This window comes from Geodermatophilus sp. SYSU D00700, assembly GCF_054050255.1.
The window spans coordinates 98,846-113,621 of the sequence record NZ_JBJGZA010000001.1 but is presented as its reverse complement, the minus strand read 5'-3'; the positions used below and the strand labels follow the sequence as shown (position 1 = coordinate 113,621).

The 14,776-nt window shown below is 76.6% G+C and carries 15 protein-coding genes; 7 read left to right on the top strand and 8 right to left on the bottom strand.

Going from position 1 to position 14,776, the window contains the following annotated elements; translation table 11 throughout:
* Positions 1–31 precede the first annotated feature (31 nt).
* The 4 genes from ACI79V_RS00510 to ACI79V_RS00495 all read right to left on the bottom strand — a co-directional run bounded on the left by ACI79V_RS00510 (position 32) and on the right by ACI79V_RS00495 (position 4,001).
* Entirely contained in the window at positions 32–1,483 is a 1,452-nt protein-coding gene (locus ACI79V_RS00510; RefSeq protein ID WP_456885832.1) for a dihydrolipoyl dehydrogenase family protein, read from the bottom strand.
* Between the two features lie 96 nt (positions 1,484–1,579).
* Complete coding sequence (locus ACI79V_RS00505) at positions 1,580–2,227, bottom strand: endonuclease V (RefSeq protein WP_456885830.1); 648 nt, start codon at positions 2,225–2,227, stop codon at positions 1,580–1,582.
* Between the two features lie 22 nt (positions 2,228–2,249).
* Complete coding sequence (locus ACI79V_RS00500; RefSeq protein ID WP_456885828.1) at positions 2,250–2,957, bottom strand: GAF and ANTAR domain-containing protein; 708 nt, start codon at positions 2,955–2,957, stop codon at positions 2,250–2,252.
* Between the two features lie 159 nt (positions 2,958–3,116).
* Positions 3,117–4,001: a helix-turn-helix domain-containing protein gene (locus ACI79V_RS00495; RefSeq protein WP_456885827.1), complete on the bottom strand. Its 885-nt coding sequence runs from the start codon at positions 3,999–4,001 to the stop codon at positions 3,117–3,119.
* 73 nt (positions 4,002–4,074) lie between these two features.
* Between ACI79V_RS00495 and ACI79V_RS00490 the strand changes: the two genes are divergently transcribed.
* From ACI79V_RS00490 to ACI79V_RS00475, 4 genes are read left to right on the top strand one after another with little or no spacing between them, the layout of a single operon-like run.
* Positions 4,075–4,962: an alpha/beta fold hydrolase gene (locus ACI79V_RS00490; protein ID WP_456885825.1), complete on the top strand. Its 888-nt coding sequence runs from the start codon at positions 4,075–4,077 to the stop codon at positions 4,960–4,962.
* A gap of 29 nt (positions 4,963–4,991) precedes the next feature.
* Entirely contained in the window at positions 4,992–5,624 is a 633-nt protein-coding gene (locus ACI79V_RS00485) for a class I SAM-dependent methyltransferase (RefSeq protein ID WP_456885823.1), read from the top strand.
* Positions 5,621–6,178, top strand: coding sequence for a hypothetical protein (locus ACI79V_RS00480; RefSeq protein WP_456885821.1), 558 nt, complete (start codon positions 5,621–5,623; stop codon positions 6,176–6,178). Before ACI79V_RS00485 ends, ACI79V_RS00480 begins: the two co-directional genes overlap by 4 nt.
* Entirely contained in the window at positions 6,175–6,555 is a 381-nt protein-coding gene (locus ACI79V_RS00475) for a DUF4267 domain-containing protein (RefSeq protein ID WP_456885819.1), read from the top strand. The genes ACI79V_RS00480 and ACI79V_RS00475 overlap by 4 nt, the downstream gene beginning before the upstream one ends.
* A gap of 43 nt (positions 6,556–6,598) precedes the next feature.
* Here ACI79V_RS00475 and ACI79V_RS00470 read toward each other — a convergent pair whose 3' ends face one another.
* The gene (locus ACI79V_RS00470) at positions 6,599–7,126 is read right to left on the bottom strand and encodes an NUDIX hydrolase (protein ID WP_456886246.1); all 528 of its coding nucleotides are present in this window, start codon (positions 7,124–7,126) and stop codon (positions 6,599–6,601) included.
* Between the two features lie 68 nt (positions 7,127–7,194).
* On the bottom strand, positions 7,195–7,974 hold the full coding sequence (locus ACI79V_RS00465) for a sporulation protein (RefSeq protein ID WP_456885817.1): 780 nt from the start codon (positions 7,972–7,974) through the stop codon (positions 7,195–7,197).
* Positions 7,975–8,129: 155 nt separating this feature from the next.
* Here ACI79V_RS00465 and icmF point away from each other — a divergent pair, with 155 nt between their 5' ends.
* The 3 genes from icmF (at position 8,130) to ACI79V_RS00450 (ending at position 13,330) form a co-directional block, all read left to right on the top strand.
* Complete coding sequence (gene icmF, locus ACI79V_RS00460; protein WP_456885815.1) at positions 8,130–11,366, top strand: fused isobutyryl-CoA mutase/GTPase IcmF; 3,237 nt, start codon at positions 8,130–8,132, stop codon at positions 11,364–11,366.
* A complete protein-coding gene (locus ACI79V_RS00455; protein WP_456885813.1) occupies positions 11,366–12,121 on the top strand; it encodes a helical backbone metal receptor in 756 nt (251 codons plus the stop codon). Before icmF ends, ACI79V_RS00455 begins: the two co-directional genes overlap by 1 nt.
* Positions 12,122–12,208: 87 nt before the next feature.
* Positions 12,209–13,330 carry an NDMA-dependent alcohol dehydrogenase gene (locus ACI79V_RS00450; RefSeq protein ID WP_456885811.1) on the top strand — a complete coding sequence of 374 codons (1,122 nt, stop codon included), beginning with the start codon at positions 12,209–12,211 and terminating at the stop codon, positions 13,328–13,330.
* A gap of 140 nt (positions 13,331–13,470) precedes the next feature.
* Here the strand turns inward: ACI79V_RS00450 and ACI79V_RS00445 are convergent, their stop codons facing one another.
* Positions 13,471–14,136 carry an enoyl-CoA hydratase-related protein gene (locus ACI79V_RS00445; RefSeq protein WP_456885809.1) on the bottom strand — a complete coding sequence of 222 codons (666 nt, stop codon included), beginning with the start codon at positions 14,134–14,136 and terminating at the stop codon, positions 13,471–13,473.
* Between the two features lie 21 nt (positions 14,137–14,157).
* A complete protein-coding gene (locus ACI79V_RS00440) occupies positions 14,158–14,760 on the bottom strand; it encodes a TetR/AcrR family transcriptional regulator (protein ID WP_456885807.1) in 603 nt (200 codons plus the stop codon).
* Positions 14,761–14,776: the final 16 nt, after the last annotated feature.

Here is a 14,776-nt window from a genome sequence, read left to right as displayed (position 1 = left end):
CCCGGGGGGACCGGGCGGCGCGACCCGACGGCTACCGGGCGCGGTCGAGCAGCCGGCGCAGTCGGACCACGGTGCCGGTGGCCAGCCGCGCCGGGCGGGCGGCCAGCCGGGCCCAGACGTCGTCGAGCGCGGCGTTCCACGGCCCGTCGGCGTGCGTCGGGTAGGGGTGGATCGTGGCCGCGAGGTCGGTGGTGCGCAGCCCGGTGCGGACGGCGAGGGTGAGCTCGGCCAGCGCCTCGCCGGCCCGCGGCCCCACGACGGTGGCGCCCTCGATCCGCGACCGCGGTCCGAGCGCCAGGCGGGTGAACCCGGCGGTGTCCCCCTCGGCGACGGCGCGGTCCACCCGGTCGGCGCGGCGGGTCACCGTGCGCGGGGCCCGGGCGCCGTCGCGGGCCCACGTCGGCGCCCCGACCGCGGCCACCTCGGGATCGGTGAAGGTCACCCGGGGGACGGCGCGGGTGTCGATCGCGCGGCGCAGGCCGAGGACGGCGTGGACGGCGGCGGTGGCACCGTGCACGCCGGCGGTGTGCGTCCACCGGGAGACCGCGGTCAGGTCGCCGGCGGCCCAGATCCGCGGGTTAGTCGTGCGCAGGGTCGCGTCGACCCGGACGAACCCGTCGTCGTCGAGCGCGACGCCGGCCGCCGCGGGGTCGAGCGCCGCGGTGTCGGGGCGGCGGCCCACGGCGACCAGCAGCCGGTCGACGGGGAGGCCGCGCTCCCCGCCGGGGCCCCGCACGTGCAGCTCGCCGGCCCTGCCCGGGGTGCCGGCGACGGCGGTCACCCGGGTGCCGGTCAGCAGGCGCACGCCGTCGGCCTCGAGGGCCGCGGCCACCAGCGCCGAGGCGTCGGGGTCCTCGTCCGGCAGCACCCGGGGCTGCTCCTCGACCAGCGTGACCTCGGCGCCGAGCCGGGCGAAGGCCTGGCCCAGCTCGCAGCCGATGCCCCCGCCGCCCAGGACGGCCAGCCGGCGGGGGAGCACCTCGAGGTCCCACACCGTCTCGCTGGTCAGCGGGACCGCCTCGCGCAGCCCGGGCACCGGCGGCAGCGCCGGCACCGCGCCGGTGGCCAGCAGCGCCGCCCGGAAGGACGTCGACCTCCCGTCGACGTCGAGGATCCGGGCGCCGGTCAGCCGGGCGGTGCCGGGCAGCACGGTCACCCCGTCGGCCTCCAGCGACTCCCGGGAGTCCTCGGGCTCGATCGCCGCGACCGCCCCGTGCACGTGCCGCATCACGGCGGCGAGGTCGACCGCGACCTCGCCGACCCGCACGCCGAGGTCACCGGCGGTGCGGGCCCCGGCCGCCCGGGCGGCGGCCGCGAGCAGGGCCTTGCTCGGCACGCAGCCGGTCCACAGGCAGTCACCGCCGGGCCGGTCCCGCTCGACCAGCGCGACGCGGGCCCCGAGCGCCGCCGCCGTCCGGGCGCCGACCAGCCCGGCGGTGCCGCCGCCGACCACCAGCAGGTCCCAGGCCCGGTCGAACGGCACGGCACTCCTCCCGTCGGCGCGCCGGCGCGGGGTGCACCGGCGCGGGTCCGGGGCGAACGTCCCACGGAGCGGCCGGCCGCGCGACGCGGCCCCCGGTCAGCGCCCCTGTCGCGCCCGGCGGCGCGCCTCGCGCAGCGGCTCGGGGGTGCGGACGCCGGCGGTCGTCGCGAGGACGAGAGCGGCCGCGGTGGCCGGGTCGGTGCGCCACCCGGCCGAGGCCACCAGCGGCCGAACGCCGGGCACCGTCCGCACCGCCCGGGCCACCTCCTCGCCGCCGGCGAGCAGCGCCGCGGTGTCCCCGCGGGCGGGCCCCGGCGCCGGGCCGCCGGCGACCAGCGGCCGGTCGGTGACCCCGGCGCTGGGCAGGTCCAGCACCGCCCCGAGGTGCAGCGCGAGCCCGGCCCGGCGCGGGTGGTCGCGTCCGGCGGCGGGCACCAGCAGGACGTCGGGACGAGGCCCGAGCGCGGTCACGGCGGCGGCCAGCAGCGGGCCCTCCCGCAGCGCGAGCAGCGCCGGTTCGTACGGACCCGGCGCCGGGCCGGTCACCGTCGTCCCGGCGAGGACCTGCGGCCCGCGGGCGAGGACGGCGGCGGCCACCAGCCCGGCGCCGCCACCGACGGCCGCGACCGCGGCGACCAGCGGTTCCCCGGCCGGTCGCCACGGCGGCGGGCGGAGCGCGGCCAGCCGCTCCTGCAGGACCTCGAGCGCGGCGGCGTCGTCCGGCCAGCCGGGTCCGGTGGTCATGGCGTCCCAGGTTCCGCCCGGCTCAGCGCGGCGGGAACTCCCCGGTGTCCACCAGGCGGGCCGCGACGTCGCGGAGCTTGGTGTTGGTCTTGTTGGAGACGCGGGCCAGCGCGTCGAAGGCCTGGGCCGGGGTGAACCGGAAGCGCTCCACGAGGATGCCCTTGGCCTGGTCGATGACGGCCCGCGACGCCAGCGCCGTCTGCAGGTGGTGCACCTGCTGCACGGTGCGGGCGTGCAGGTGGGTGTTGGCCACGGGGACCGCGGCGTGCCGGGCGAACCGCTCGGCGCGCTCGCGGAGGCCGTCGTCGGCGGCGAGGCTCGACTGGAGGTAGAGGTTGAGGCCCGCCGGTACGGGCCGGGGAGCCGGGAAGGGCATCGACACCACGCTCCGCAGTCCGGCCGCGGCGGCGGCCGCGGTCAGCCCGGGCCAGCGCCGGTCGCCCTCGGTGTCGGCGACGACCCGCGGCTCCCCGGTGGTCGCGGCCTCCAGACAGGGGCCCTCGCCCGCGCGGTACTGCTCCTCGTCCAGGGAGGCCGCCACCTGGGAGCTGGTCCCGACCGTGGTGCCACCCTCGGGGCCGACGACCGTAACCGAGAACGCCGGCTGCCCGCCGAGCACCTCGGCGGCGAGGCCGGCGGCCTGGTCGAGCAGCACCGGCAGCGGCCGGTCGAGGGGCACCAGGCCGAGGTCGAGGAGCGCGGCCGCGAAGCGGTCGTCGGGGCGGGTCACGAGTGGAACTCCGGAGGCCGGGGTGGCCGGCGGTCGCGTGCCGGCTGCAGGAACGGGGCCCCGGTTGTTCCAGGGACCCGTGTCGGTGAGGGGAGACCCCTCCGGCACGCCGGCTGTGTGACGCGCGTCAGCAGGATACCGGGGCCGGAACGAACCGGGTCAGCAACCCGGACCCGGCGCCCGGGACGGCGCAGCGCCGTCGCCGGGGGAGTCGCGGTAGCGGGCGGCGAACACGCCCGGCGTCATGCCGGTGACCCGGGCGAAGTCGCGGGTCAGGTGCGGCTGGTCGGCGTAGCCGAGCTCGGCGGCGACCTCGGCGAGGGTCACCGTCCGCTCCCGCAGCCGGCCGGCCGCCTCCTGCAGCCGGCGCCGCTGCACCAGCCACCGGGGGGTGAGCCCCAGCCGGCGGTGCACCAGCCGCTGCAGCGCCCGCTCCGACAGCCCGGTCTCGGCGCACAGCCGGTCCACCCGGGTGGTGTCGGGGCGCGACTCCACCAGCCCCACCACCCGGTCGACCAGCCGCCCCTCCTCGTCCAGCGGCAGGAACCGGGACAGCACCTCGCCGTAGGCGGCGGTCACGGCGGCGTGCGCGGCGGGGGAGGAGGGGTCGGCGGCCATCTCCTGCCGCACCCGGGCCGCCAGGCGGTCGCCGTCGTCACCGAGCACCTCGGCGAGGTCGACGTGCCGGTCGGTGTAGGGGGCCACCGGCCCGCCGGCCACCAGCGCCCCCGCGCCCGGGGTGAGCATCACGCCGGCCGCCCAGCCCTCCCCGGTGAGCGTCGTCGTCGACAGGCCGGTGACCACGCCGTGGAACCGGGCGGAGTCCGCGGAGACGACCAGCAGGCAGGCCGGGTGCTGCAGCACCCGCTGCACCGACGCGCGCCCGGGCGGCACCGACCACACCGGGATCCAGAACCGCTGCACCAGCGCGGCCACCGGCCCCTCGGCCGCGTAGCGGTGCACGACGGCGGTGGCGTCGCGCGGGTCGCGCAGGTGGGCGGGTTCGTCGACGTCGAGCCGGCGGAGGGCGCTGTCGGGGTCCATCGAGGGCCAGGCTGCCGCACGCCCGCCCCGGCCGGGGTGCCTGACCCGCCGGGCAGCCGGGTAGCCCGGGGACGTGCACACCCCCAGCGACCCCGCCGACGGGCCCCGCGAGGGCCGCCTGCAGCTGCGCGACGGGCGCACCATGGCCTACGCCGAGTGGGGCGACCCCGAGGGCCGACCGGTGCTCGGCTGCCACGGCTCCCCGAGCTCGCGCCTCGAGCGGCACGTCGACGACCCCGGCGCCTACCGCCGCTGGGGCGTGCGGCTGGTCGTCCCCGACCGGCCCGGCTTCGGCCGCTCCGACCCGCAGCCGGGCCGGCGGGTCACCGACTGGCCCGGCGACGTCGTCCAGCTGGCCGACGCCCTGGGCATCGACCGGTTCGCGACGCTGAGCCTGTCCGGCGGCGCGGCCTACGCGCTGGCCTGTGCGCACGCGCTGCCCGACCGGGTGTCCGCGGTGGGCGTCCTCGGCGGCGCGCCGCCCCCGGACGTGCCCTGGCCCTGGCCGGGCTGGCTGCCGCCGACGGTGCGCGCCGCCGTCCACCGGCCGTCCCCGGCGACGTCGGCGTTGCTGCGGCCGGTGTTCGCGCCGCTGACCGTGCGGCCGGCGTTGCTGCCGCGGTACCTGCAGCTGCGGCTCAACCCGGCCGACCGCCGGGTGATCGGCCGGCCGGCCGTCCGCCGGGTCCTGGCCGCGACGTTCACCGAGGGGCTGCGCCAGGGCGCCGGGTCGCTGGCGGAGGACCGCGCCCTGCTGTTCCGGCCGTGGGGCTTCCCGGTCGGCGAGGTGCGCCAGCAGGTGCACGTCTGGCACGGCACCCAGGACTGGCAGGTCCCCGTCGGGCTGGGCCGGGTGCTGGCGGCGATGCTGCCCCGCTGCTCGGCCCACTGGTACGCCGGGGAGGGGCACTTCCTCGTCTTCGACCACGCGCGGGACGTCTACCGCGCGCTGGTGGGGTGACCGCGAGGCGGACGGGGTAGCCGCGCGGCATGCTCCCCGACCAGCGCGGCAGCCGCGCCGTGCCGCCGACCTACGTGAACGCGAACCGGCTGTGGGTCGACTCCCGCCTCCGGTACGAGATCGGGTACCGGGTGGAGGGCGCGGTCCTGCGCCGGCTCGGCGCGCGCGGCGCCCGCGCGGTGGAGATCGGCACCGGCCGCCGCGGCCTGGGCGCCCGGGTCGCCGTCGAGCGGCTCGGCGCGACCGAGGTGACGGCGTTCGACCTGTACCCGGCCAGCGTCGGCCGCGCCCGGCTGCGCTGCGCCGACCTCGCCGACCGGGTGACCTTCCGGCTGGGCGACGCCACCGCACTGCCGGTCGACGACGCGAGCGTCGACCTCGTCGTCGACTTCCACGCGCTGCACCACATCCCCGACTGGCGGGCCGCCGTGGCCGAGGCCGCTCGGGTGCTGCGCCCCGGCGGGCAGCTGGCGCTCACCGAGATGACCGCCCGCTTCGTCGACGCGCCCGCGCTGCGCGCGGTCTCCCGGCACCCGGCCGACCGGTTCTCCACCGACCAGCTCCTGGCGGAGCTGCGGGCGCGTGGTCTCGAGGTGCCGCCCGCCCGGTTGCGGCGTGCGGCCGGCGACCGCTGGATCCAGGCCGTCGCGACGAAGGCGTGAGCGTCGGCGGCACTGTCCGGGAGGCCCTGGCGCTGCTGCGCCGGCACGCGGGCCCGGTCTACGCGCTGTCCCTGGCGGTCACGCTGGTCAACACCGTGCCCGACGTGCTCCGCCAGTTGCTGGTGTACCGCGACCCGAGCGCCGGGCACGCGCTGCTGGTCGACGTCGTCGGCTTCGGCACCGGGCTGCTCGCCCAGCTGTGGCTGACCGGCGCGCTGACCGGGCTGCCCGCCGACGGCCGGGTGCGCCCGCGCGGGGCGCTGGGCCGGGGGACGGCGACGGCGGTGCGGGCGGTGCGCAGCTCGCCGGCCACGGTGCTCGCGGGCGTCGTCCTCGGCGGCGCGGTCTCGGCGCTGCTCACCGTGCCGGCGTCGGTGGCGGCACTGGGGGCCGACGGCGTGCTCGGCCCGCTCGACGCGCCGTCGGCGGCGGCGTTCACCGTGGCGACGGTCAGCGACGTCGTGGCCAGCTGGGCCACGCTGCCCTTCCTCGCCCTCGTGCTGGTGCTCGTCGCCGGTTCGGCCAGGCGGTTCGCGGGCAAGGGCCCGGCGTGAGCGGTCGGGACTGGGACGTCACCCGCACGACGGTCGGGTCGCTGTCGATCTGGGTCGGGACGGCGGCGCTGTTCGCGCCACGGTGGATCGCCGGCACCCTCGGCGTACGGCCCGACGCCGCCCGCGGGGACGTCGCGCTGCCCCTGCTGGTGCGGCTGGGCGCGGCCCGCAACATCGCGATGGGCGCCGCGCTGCTCGCGACCCCGGCTCCGCAGGCGCGGCGGACCACAGAGGTCGCGTTGCTGCTGACCGCCCTGGACGCCGCGGTGGTGTGGACCTCGCGGGCCACCGGCGACGTGCGCCCGCGCAGCGCCGTCCTGTCGGGGCTCGTGCTGGGGCTGTCCTCCTACGGCGCCGCCCGCTGGCACCGCCGCTGAGGTCCCTCCCGGGCACTTCCGCGGAAGTGCCCGCCCCATCGGCTCACCGCCAGGCGAACGGCGGGGCCTCCAGGTGGGCGACGCGGGTGTGCCGGCCCCGGCAGGCGACCTGGCAGAACTGGTGCACCACCGCGGCGGTGGGGGCGTGCAGCCACCCGCCCAGCAGCGGCAGCCGGATCACCGGCGCGTCGGACTCGGGGATGGCCACCAGCACCGGGTCGACGTCGAGGTCGGCCAGCGGCACCTGGTGCACCGCGGCGACCTCGGCCTCGGCGGGGGACAGCTCGCCCACCTCGCCGGCCCAGACGACCACCGGCGTCATCACGTAACCCGAGCGGGTCACGTAGTCGTCGAGCAGGCCCAGAACGTCACCCGGGCCGCGGTGCAGGCCGACCTCCTCGGCCAGCTCGCGCAGCGCGCCCTCGACGGGGGTCTCGCCGCCGTCGAGCCGGCCGCCGGGCAGCGCCCACTGCCCGGCGTGCGCGCGCAGGCCGGCCGCGCGGCGGGTCAGCAGCAGCGCCGGCCGCTCCGGCGGCCCGGTGACGCAGACGGCGACCGCGGCCTGGCGCAGCTCGGGACGGCCGGCCGCGCGGCGGGGGAACCCCTGCAGCCGCGCGGCCGCCGTCCCGCGGTCGAGCGTCAGAACCAGCCGCGCCGGCCGCCGAGCTGGCGCACCGCGGCGTCGAGCTGCGCGGCCACCGCGGAGACGTCGGTGTCGTGGTGGCCGAAGTGCAGCCGGCCGCCGACGTCGCGGCCCTCGGTGAGCAGCCCGCCGCGGCGGTCGACCTCGAGGACGACCTCGACGCCGTGCGGCGAGGCCAGGAAGGTCACCTCGAGCTCGTTGACCCGGCCGCGCAGCGACGACGGCGGGGCGAACTCGACCTCCTGGTAGAAGGGCAGGTCGCTGCCGGCGAGGCGGCCCTTCTCGACGTCGGCGCCGCGGAAGGTGAAGCCGAGACCGGCGAGGGCCTGGATCACGGTGCGCTGGACCGGCAGCGGCTCGACGGTGACCGCGTCGAGGTCACCGGGGTCGACCCCGCCGGGGACGTCGACCTTGGTGCGCAGGCCGATCTTCACCCCGCGCAGCGTCCAGCCGTCGAGCGTGGTGAACGGGCACTGCCAGGGCACCGGGAAGCTGAACGGGATCGCGGCCCTGGCGCCCGCCTCGATCCGGCCGGCGCCGGCGATCACCGCCGTGCCGAAGGTGACGTTCTCCCGCCACTCGTTGTCGCCGCTCTCCACCTCCACGGTGGCCTGCAGCGACACCCGGAGCTCGTTGATCTCCTGGGCGATCTGGCCGCCGGTGAGGTGCACGGTGCCGGTGACGGTGCCGCCGGGGGTGGTGACCGGGGTGTCGAGGACGGCGTCGACGGTGGCGTTGCCGGCGCCGAGCTTCGCCATCAGGTTGCGGAAGGCCATGGGGGGAGTGCTCCGTTCGGTTCGGGGACGGCGGGCACTCTGACACCACGCCCGGGTGCTGGCGAGGGGTTCCCGCGCGGCGCGTCCCCGGCGACGCGCGGCGGGCTACCGACGAGTAGTTGGACGTCCTACTAAATCGCGCCTACCGTTCGGGCATGGCGTCCGCGGAGCTGCACGTGCCCGTCCACCCCGTCCGGTTCGTCACGGCGGCCAGCCTCTTCGACGGCCACGACGCGGCGATCAACGTCATGCGCCGGCTGCTGCAGAGCCAGGGCGCCGAGGTGGTGCACCTCGGCCACGACCGCGGGGTCGACGAGGTGGTGCGGGCCGCCGTCGAGGAGGACGTGCAGGGCGTCGCCATCTCCAGCTACCAGGGCGGGCACGTCGAGTACTTCACCTACCTCAGGGAGCGGCTGGCCGAGGTCGGCGCGGGGCACGTGCAGGTGTTCGGCGGCGGCGGGGGCGTGATCGTGCCCGAGGAGATCGCGCTGCTCGCCGAGCGCGGCGTGCGGGTGTTCAGCCCCGAGGACGGCGCCCGGCTGGGCCTGCCCGGGATGGTCAACGAGCTGATCCGCGCCTGCGACGTCGACCTGACCGCGCAGCGGCCCGACGTCGACGCGCTGCTCACCGGCGACCCCCGCGCACTGGCCCGGACGATCAGCGTGCTGGAGGCCGGCGCCGACGCCGACCTCGCCGCCCGCGTCCGCGAGGCCGCCGCGGGCCGCACCGTGCCGGTCCTGGGCATCACCGGCACCGGCGGGTCGGGCAAGTCCTCGCTCACCGACGAGCTGCTGCGCCGGCTGCGCCGCGACCAGGAGGACAAGCTGCGGGTCGCGGTCATCGCGATCGACCCCACCCGCCGCCGCGGCGGGGGAGCGCTGCTCGGCGACCGGATCCGGATGAACGCGCTGGAGTCCGGCGAGGGCTCGCACACCTTCTTCCGCTCGATGGCCACCCGCACCGCCGGCGCGCAGGTCCCCGAGCACCTCGACGACGTCGTCGCCGCGGTCCGGGCCGCCGCGTTCGACCTGGTGGTCGTGGAGACGCCGGGCATCGGGCAGGGCGACGCGGCGATCGTGCCGTTCAGCGACGTCTCGCTCTACGTCATGACGCCGGAGTTCGGCGCCGCGTCCCAGCTCGAGAAGATCGACATGCTCGACCTCGCCGACGTCGTGGCGATCAACAAGTACGAGCGGCGCGGTGCCGAGGACGCCCGCCGCGACGTCGCCCGGCAGATGGTGCGCAACCGCGAGGCGTTCGGCACCCCGTGGGAGCAGATGCCGGTGTTCGGCACCAGCGCCGCCCGGTTCGACGACGACGGCGTCACCGCCCTCTACCAGCACCTGCTCGGGCTGCTCGTGGAGAAGGGGCTGCCCGCGGGCGCCGGCGTGCTGCCGCGGGTCGACGTGCGGGCCTCGACCGGGCTGTCCAGCGTCGTCCCGTCGTCGCGGGCGCGGTACCTGGCCGAGGTCGCCGACGCCGTCCGCGCGCACCACCGGGTCACCGAGGAGCAGGCCGCGCTCGTGCGGCGCCGGCAGCACCTGACCACCGCCGCGGAGGTGCTGGAGGGGGACGCCGCCGAGGCCGCGCGCGAGGCGGCGGCCGCCGCCGACCGGGACCTGCTGCCCGAGGTGCGCACGCTGCTGGAGGAGTGGCCGGCGCGGGTCGAGCAGTACTCCGGCGACGAGTACGTCTACACGGTGCGCGGCAAGGAGATCCGCACGCCGCTGACCCGCGAGACGCTGAGCGGGACGAAGGTGCCGCGGGTGGCGCTGCCGCGCACCACCGACCACGGTGACCTGCTGCGCTTCCTGCGGCGGGAGAACCTGCCCGGTGCCTTCCCGTACACGGCCGGCGTCTTCCCGTTCAAGCGGTCGGGGGAGGCCCCGGCGCGGATGTTCGCCGGCGAGGGCGACGCGTTCCGCACCAACCGGCGGTTCCGGGTGCTGTCGGCCGGCAACGAGGCCACCCGGCTGTCCACGGCGTTCGACTCGGTCACCCTCTACGGCCGCGACCCCGACCCGCGGCCCGACGTCTACGGCAAGGTCGGCACGTCGGGGGTCTCGATCGCCACGCTCGACGACATGCGGGTGCTCTACGGCGGGTTCGACCTGTGCGCCCCGACGACGTCGGTGTCGATGACGATCAACGGCCCGGCGCCGGCGGTGCTGGCGATGTTCCTCAACACCGCGATCGAGCAGCGGCTGGACGCCTTCCGCGAGGAGGAGGGCCGCGAGCCCGACGCCGCCGAGGCCGAGGAGATCCGCGCCTGGGTGCTGTCGACCGTCCGCGGCACGGTGCAGGCCGACATCCTCAAGGAGGACCAGGGCCAGAACACCTGCATCTTCTCGACCGAGTTCGCGCTGCGCTGCATGGCCGACATCCAGGAGTGGTTCATCGCCCACCAGGTGCGCAACTTCTACTCGGTGTCGATCTCGGGCTACCACATCGCCGAGGCCGGGGCGAACCCCATCAGCCAGCTGGCGTTCACGCTGGCCAACGGGTTCACCTACGTCGAGGCCTACCTGGCCCGCGGGATGTCGATCGACGACTTCGCGCCGAACCTGAGCTTCTTCTTCTCCAACGGCATGGACGCCGAGTACACGGTGATCGGCCGGGTGGCGCGGCGGATCTGGGCCGTGGCCATGCGCGACCGCTACGGCGCCAACGCCCGCTCGCAGCAGCTGAAGTACCACGTGCAGACGTCGGGCCGGTCGCTGCACGCGCAGGAGATGGACTTCAACGACATCCGCACCACCCTGCAGGCGCTGTGCGCGATCTACGACAACGCCAACAGCCTGCACACCAACGCCTACGACGAGGCCGTGACGACGCCGTCGGAGCACTCGGTGCGCCGGGCGCTGGCGATCCAGATGATCATCGACAGGGAGTGGGGCCTCGCCGGCAACGAGAACCCGCTGCAGGGCTCGGCGGTCGTCGAGGAGCTCACCGACCTGGTCGAGGAGGCGGTGCTGGCCGAGTTCGACCGGATCGCCGAGCGCGGCGGCGTGCTGGGCGCGATGGAGACCGGCTACCAGCGCGGCCGCATCCAGGACGAGTCGATGCTCTACGAGCACCGCAAGCACGACGGGTCGCTGCCGATCGTCGGCGTCAACACCTTCCTCGACCCCAACCGCGACGAGGCCCCGCCGAAGCCGCTGGAGCTGGCCCGGGCCACCGAGGAGGAGAAGCGGTCGCAGCTGCGCCGGCTGGCCGACTTCCAGGCCCGGCACGCCGACGAGGCACCCGCCGCGCTGGCCGCGCTGCAGGAGGCGGCCACCTCGGGCGGCAACGTGTTCGCCGCGCTGATGGACGCCGTCCGGGTGTGCTCGCTCGGCCAGATCAGCGATGCCTTCTTCGAGGTGGGCGGGCAGTACCGGCGCAACGTCTAGTGCTCAGCGACGACCTGGGGGAGCCGGTCCCGCTGACCGGGACCGCCCGGCGGGTGGTGTCGCTGGTGCCCTCGCTGACCGAGGCGCTCGCGGTGACCGTGCCCGACCGGCTGGTCGGCGCCACCGACTGGTGCACCCACCCGGCCGGGCTGGACGTCGCCCGCGTCCGGGGTACCAAGAACCCGGACCGGGCGGCGATCGCCGCGTTGGCACCCGACCTGGTCGTCTGCAACCGGGAGGAGAACCGGCGGCTCGACGTCGACCGGCTGCGGGCGGCCGGGATCCCGGTGTGGGTGACGGTGATCGAGTCGGTGGACGAGGCGCTGGCGTCGATGCGCCGGCTGTTCGCCGAGGCGCTCGGGGTCCCCGAGCCCGCCTGGCTGGTGGAGGCGGCCCGGAAGTGGTCCCGTCCAGTGCCCGAGCCGCCGCTGCGGTGCGCCGTCCCGGTCTGGCGGGACCCGTGGATGGTCGTCGGCCCGCGCACCTTCACCGGGGACGTGCTGGCGCGGCTCGGGCTGGTCAACGTCTTCGGCGCTGGGGAGGACCGCTACCCGCACGTGGACGTCGCCGACGTCCTGGCCGCCCGACCCGACGTCGTCCTGCTGCCCGACGAGCCCTACCTGTTCACCGTCGACGACGGCCCCGAGGCGTTCCCCGGCGTGCGGTCGGTGCTGGTGTCCGGGCGGGCGCTGACCTGGTACGGTCCCTCGCTGGCCACCGCCCGCGCCGAGATGCTCGCTGCTGTGCGCGGCTGACCACTCCCCTGTCCGGGTGTCCGTCGATACTCTCCGGTTCCTCAGTGTGGCCCTCCCGATCCCCCGGATGCCCAGCAAGGAGCAGCCGTGAAGACACGCAGTGCCCTACTCCACACGCAGCCCGGCCGGTACGAGGTCGGTGAGGTCGACCTCGACGAACCCCGCGAGGGCGAGCTGCTGATCAGGATGGCCGCCGTCGGGCTGTGCCACACCGACGACCACGACGTCCCGCCCGGGAGCGCCCCGCCCATGCGGCTGCCCCTCGCCGGCGGTCACGAGGGCGCCGGCGTCGTCGTCGGCGTCGGCCCCAACACCCGCGGCTGGGCCGAGGGTGACCACGTGGTGCTCACCTTCATCGCGGTCTGCGGGCAGTGCCGGATGTGCTCCACCGGCCACCAGAACCTCTGCGACCTCGGCGGGCGGCTGTTCTCCGGCGCGCGGATCGAGGACCCCAGCAGCTTCCGGATGTCCTACCAGGGCAGGCCGGTGGCCCAGGCATACGGCCTCGCCGCGCTGAGCGAGCACACCGTCGTCGACGCCCGGTCGGTGGTGAAGATCGACCCCGACCTGCCCCTGGACAAGGCCGCGCTCGTCGCCTGCGGCGTCCCCACCGGGTGGGGGTCGGTCACCAACATGTCCGACGCCCGCAATGGCGACGTGGTCATCGTCATGGGTGTCGGCGGGGTCGGGATCAACAGCGTGCAGGCCGCCCGGGCCATCGGTGCCCGCGCGGTGATCGCCGTCGACCCGGTCGAGTTCAAGCTCGAGACCGCCAAGCAGCTGGGCGCGACCCACACGGCCGCGACCATGGCCGAGGCCACCGAGCTCGCCCGGTCCCTGACCAACGGCCAGGGGGCCGACGCCACGGTCGTGGCGGTCGGCGTGACCACCGGCGACCACATCGCCGAGGCCGCGATGTCCATCCGGAAGGCCGGCACGGTCGTCCTCACCGGCACCGGGAGCATGCGCAACTCGGGCATCCCGATCAGCCCCACGATGTTCACGGTGTTCCAGAAGCGGATGCAGGGCGCCCTCTTCGGCGGGTGCAACCCGCGGTGGGACATCCCCAACCTGCTGTCCCAGTACGTGGCGGGCACCCTCAAGCTCGACGAGCTCGTCACGCGGACCTACACGCTGGACCAGGTCGCCGAGGGCTACGACGACATGAAGGCCGGCAAGAACATCCGCGGGGTCGTCGTCTTCGACTGAGCCCCGGTGCCGCGCCGCCATCGCGGCGTCCGGGGACAGCTGCCGGTCCCGGACGCCGTGGTGGCGGGTCCGCGGCGAGCTCGGTCCCTGTCGACCCGCCCGATCGGTGGGGGCCCTCGACCGCACCGCCGGACGGGCGGTCAGCCCGCCGGCGGCTGCCGCAGCGCCGCGAGGACCGGCGCGTACAGGCGGGACTTGATCGTGCCGAGGACGGGACCGGCCTTCCCGGCGTGCGCGGCGGCGAGCTCCACGGCGGAGGAGCGGACGGCGTCCTCGGCGACGGCGCCGTCGACGATCGCCGCGGCGAGGGCGTCGGTGCCGCCGTAGCGGCGGCCGGTGGTCATCGCCACGTGCGCCGTCTGCGGGGTCAGCCGGGCCGGGACCAGCGCCGACATGCCGGGGCTGAACGGGAGGTCGATGTCGATCTCCGGCAGGCACCAGAAGCCGCGGTCGGCCCGCATGACCCGCTGGTCGTGCGCCAGGGACAGCATCGCCCCGGCGGCGAAGGCGTGGCCCTGGATCGCCGCGACGCCGAACACCGGCAGGACCAGCACCCGGGCGAACAGCCGCTGCACCCTGGCCACGTAGGCGTCGCGCTGGTCGGCGTGCTCGGCCAGCCAGGCGAGGTCGAGGCCGTTGGAGAAGAACTTGCCCGTGGCGGCGGTGACCAGCGCGCGGGGCCCCTCGGCGCCCTCGACCTCGTCGAGGACCGCGTCGAGCTCGTCGAGCCAGCCGGGCGAGAAGCGGTTCTCGTCGTCGCCGAGGTCGAGCACGAAGACGTCGTCGTGGCGGTCGAGCGTGGGCACCGGGGGCTCCTCGGGTCGGGGTCAGGCGGGCGGGCCGCAGTCGACGACGGCGGCGACGGCGGCGGCGAGCTGTGCGCGGGTGTGCGGGCGCACCCGGCCGGCGCGGATCTCGGGGAGCAGCAGGGCGGTCGGCAGCCGCACGACGCAGGTGGTGACGACGCCGACCGCGGCGCCGTCGTCGCGGTCCCACACGCCGCGGGCCAGCAGGCGCAGGGTGTCGAGCAGCGCGGCGTCGAGCGAGCGCAGGGCGTCGGCGACCTCCGGCGCGACCGCGTCGGTGAGCAGGTCGTCGCGCTGCAGGCGGAACAGCACCTGTGCCGCCCGCAGGTCCAGCCCGGCGAGGCGGGCCGGGGCGTCGGCGGCGGCCTGCACCGCCCGCCGGCCGTCGCCGCCGGCCTCGGCCACCGCCGTCCGCTGCAGCTCGAGGAACTGCTGCGCGCGGCGCAGCCAGGCCGCGGCGACGACCGTCTCGAGCGAGCCGAAGGCGTGGTAGATGCTGCCGTTCGACGCTCCCGACCGGGCGGCCAGACCGCGGACGGTGAGCTGCGCGCGGCCCTCCGCCACGAGCAGCTCCTCGGCGGCGTCGAGCACCGCCTCGGGCGCGTGGACGCGGGGCCGGGGCACCCCGGCAGCATAGTAG

Coding starts and splice junctions, on each gene's coding strand:
- ACI79V_RS00485 (WP_456885823.1), top strand. CDS start 4,992: ATGCTCCCCGACCAGCGCGGCAGCCGCGCCGTGCCGCCGACCTACGTG.
- ACI79V_RS00495 (WP_456885827.1), bottom strand. CDS start 4,001: ATGGACCCCGACAGCGCCCTCCGCCGGCTCGACGTCGACGAACCCGCC.
- ACI79V_RS00465 (WP_456885817.1), bottom strand. CDS start 7,974: ATGGCCTTCCGCAACCTGATGGCGAAGCTCGGCGCCGGCAACGCCACC.
- icmF (WP_456885815.1), top strand. CDS start 8,130: ATGGCGTCCGCGGAGCTGCACGTGCCCGTCCACCCCGTCCGGTTCGTC.
- ACI79V_RS00505 (WP_456885830.1), bottom strand. CDS start 2,227: ATGACCACCGGACCCGGCTGGCCGGACGACGCCGCCGCGCTCGAGGTC.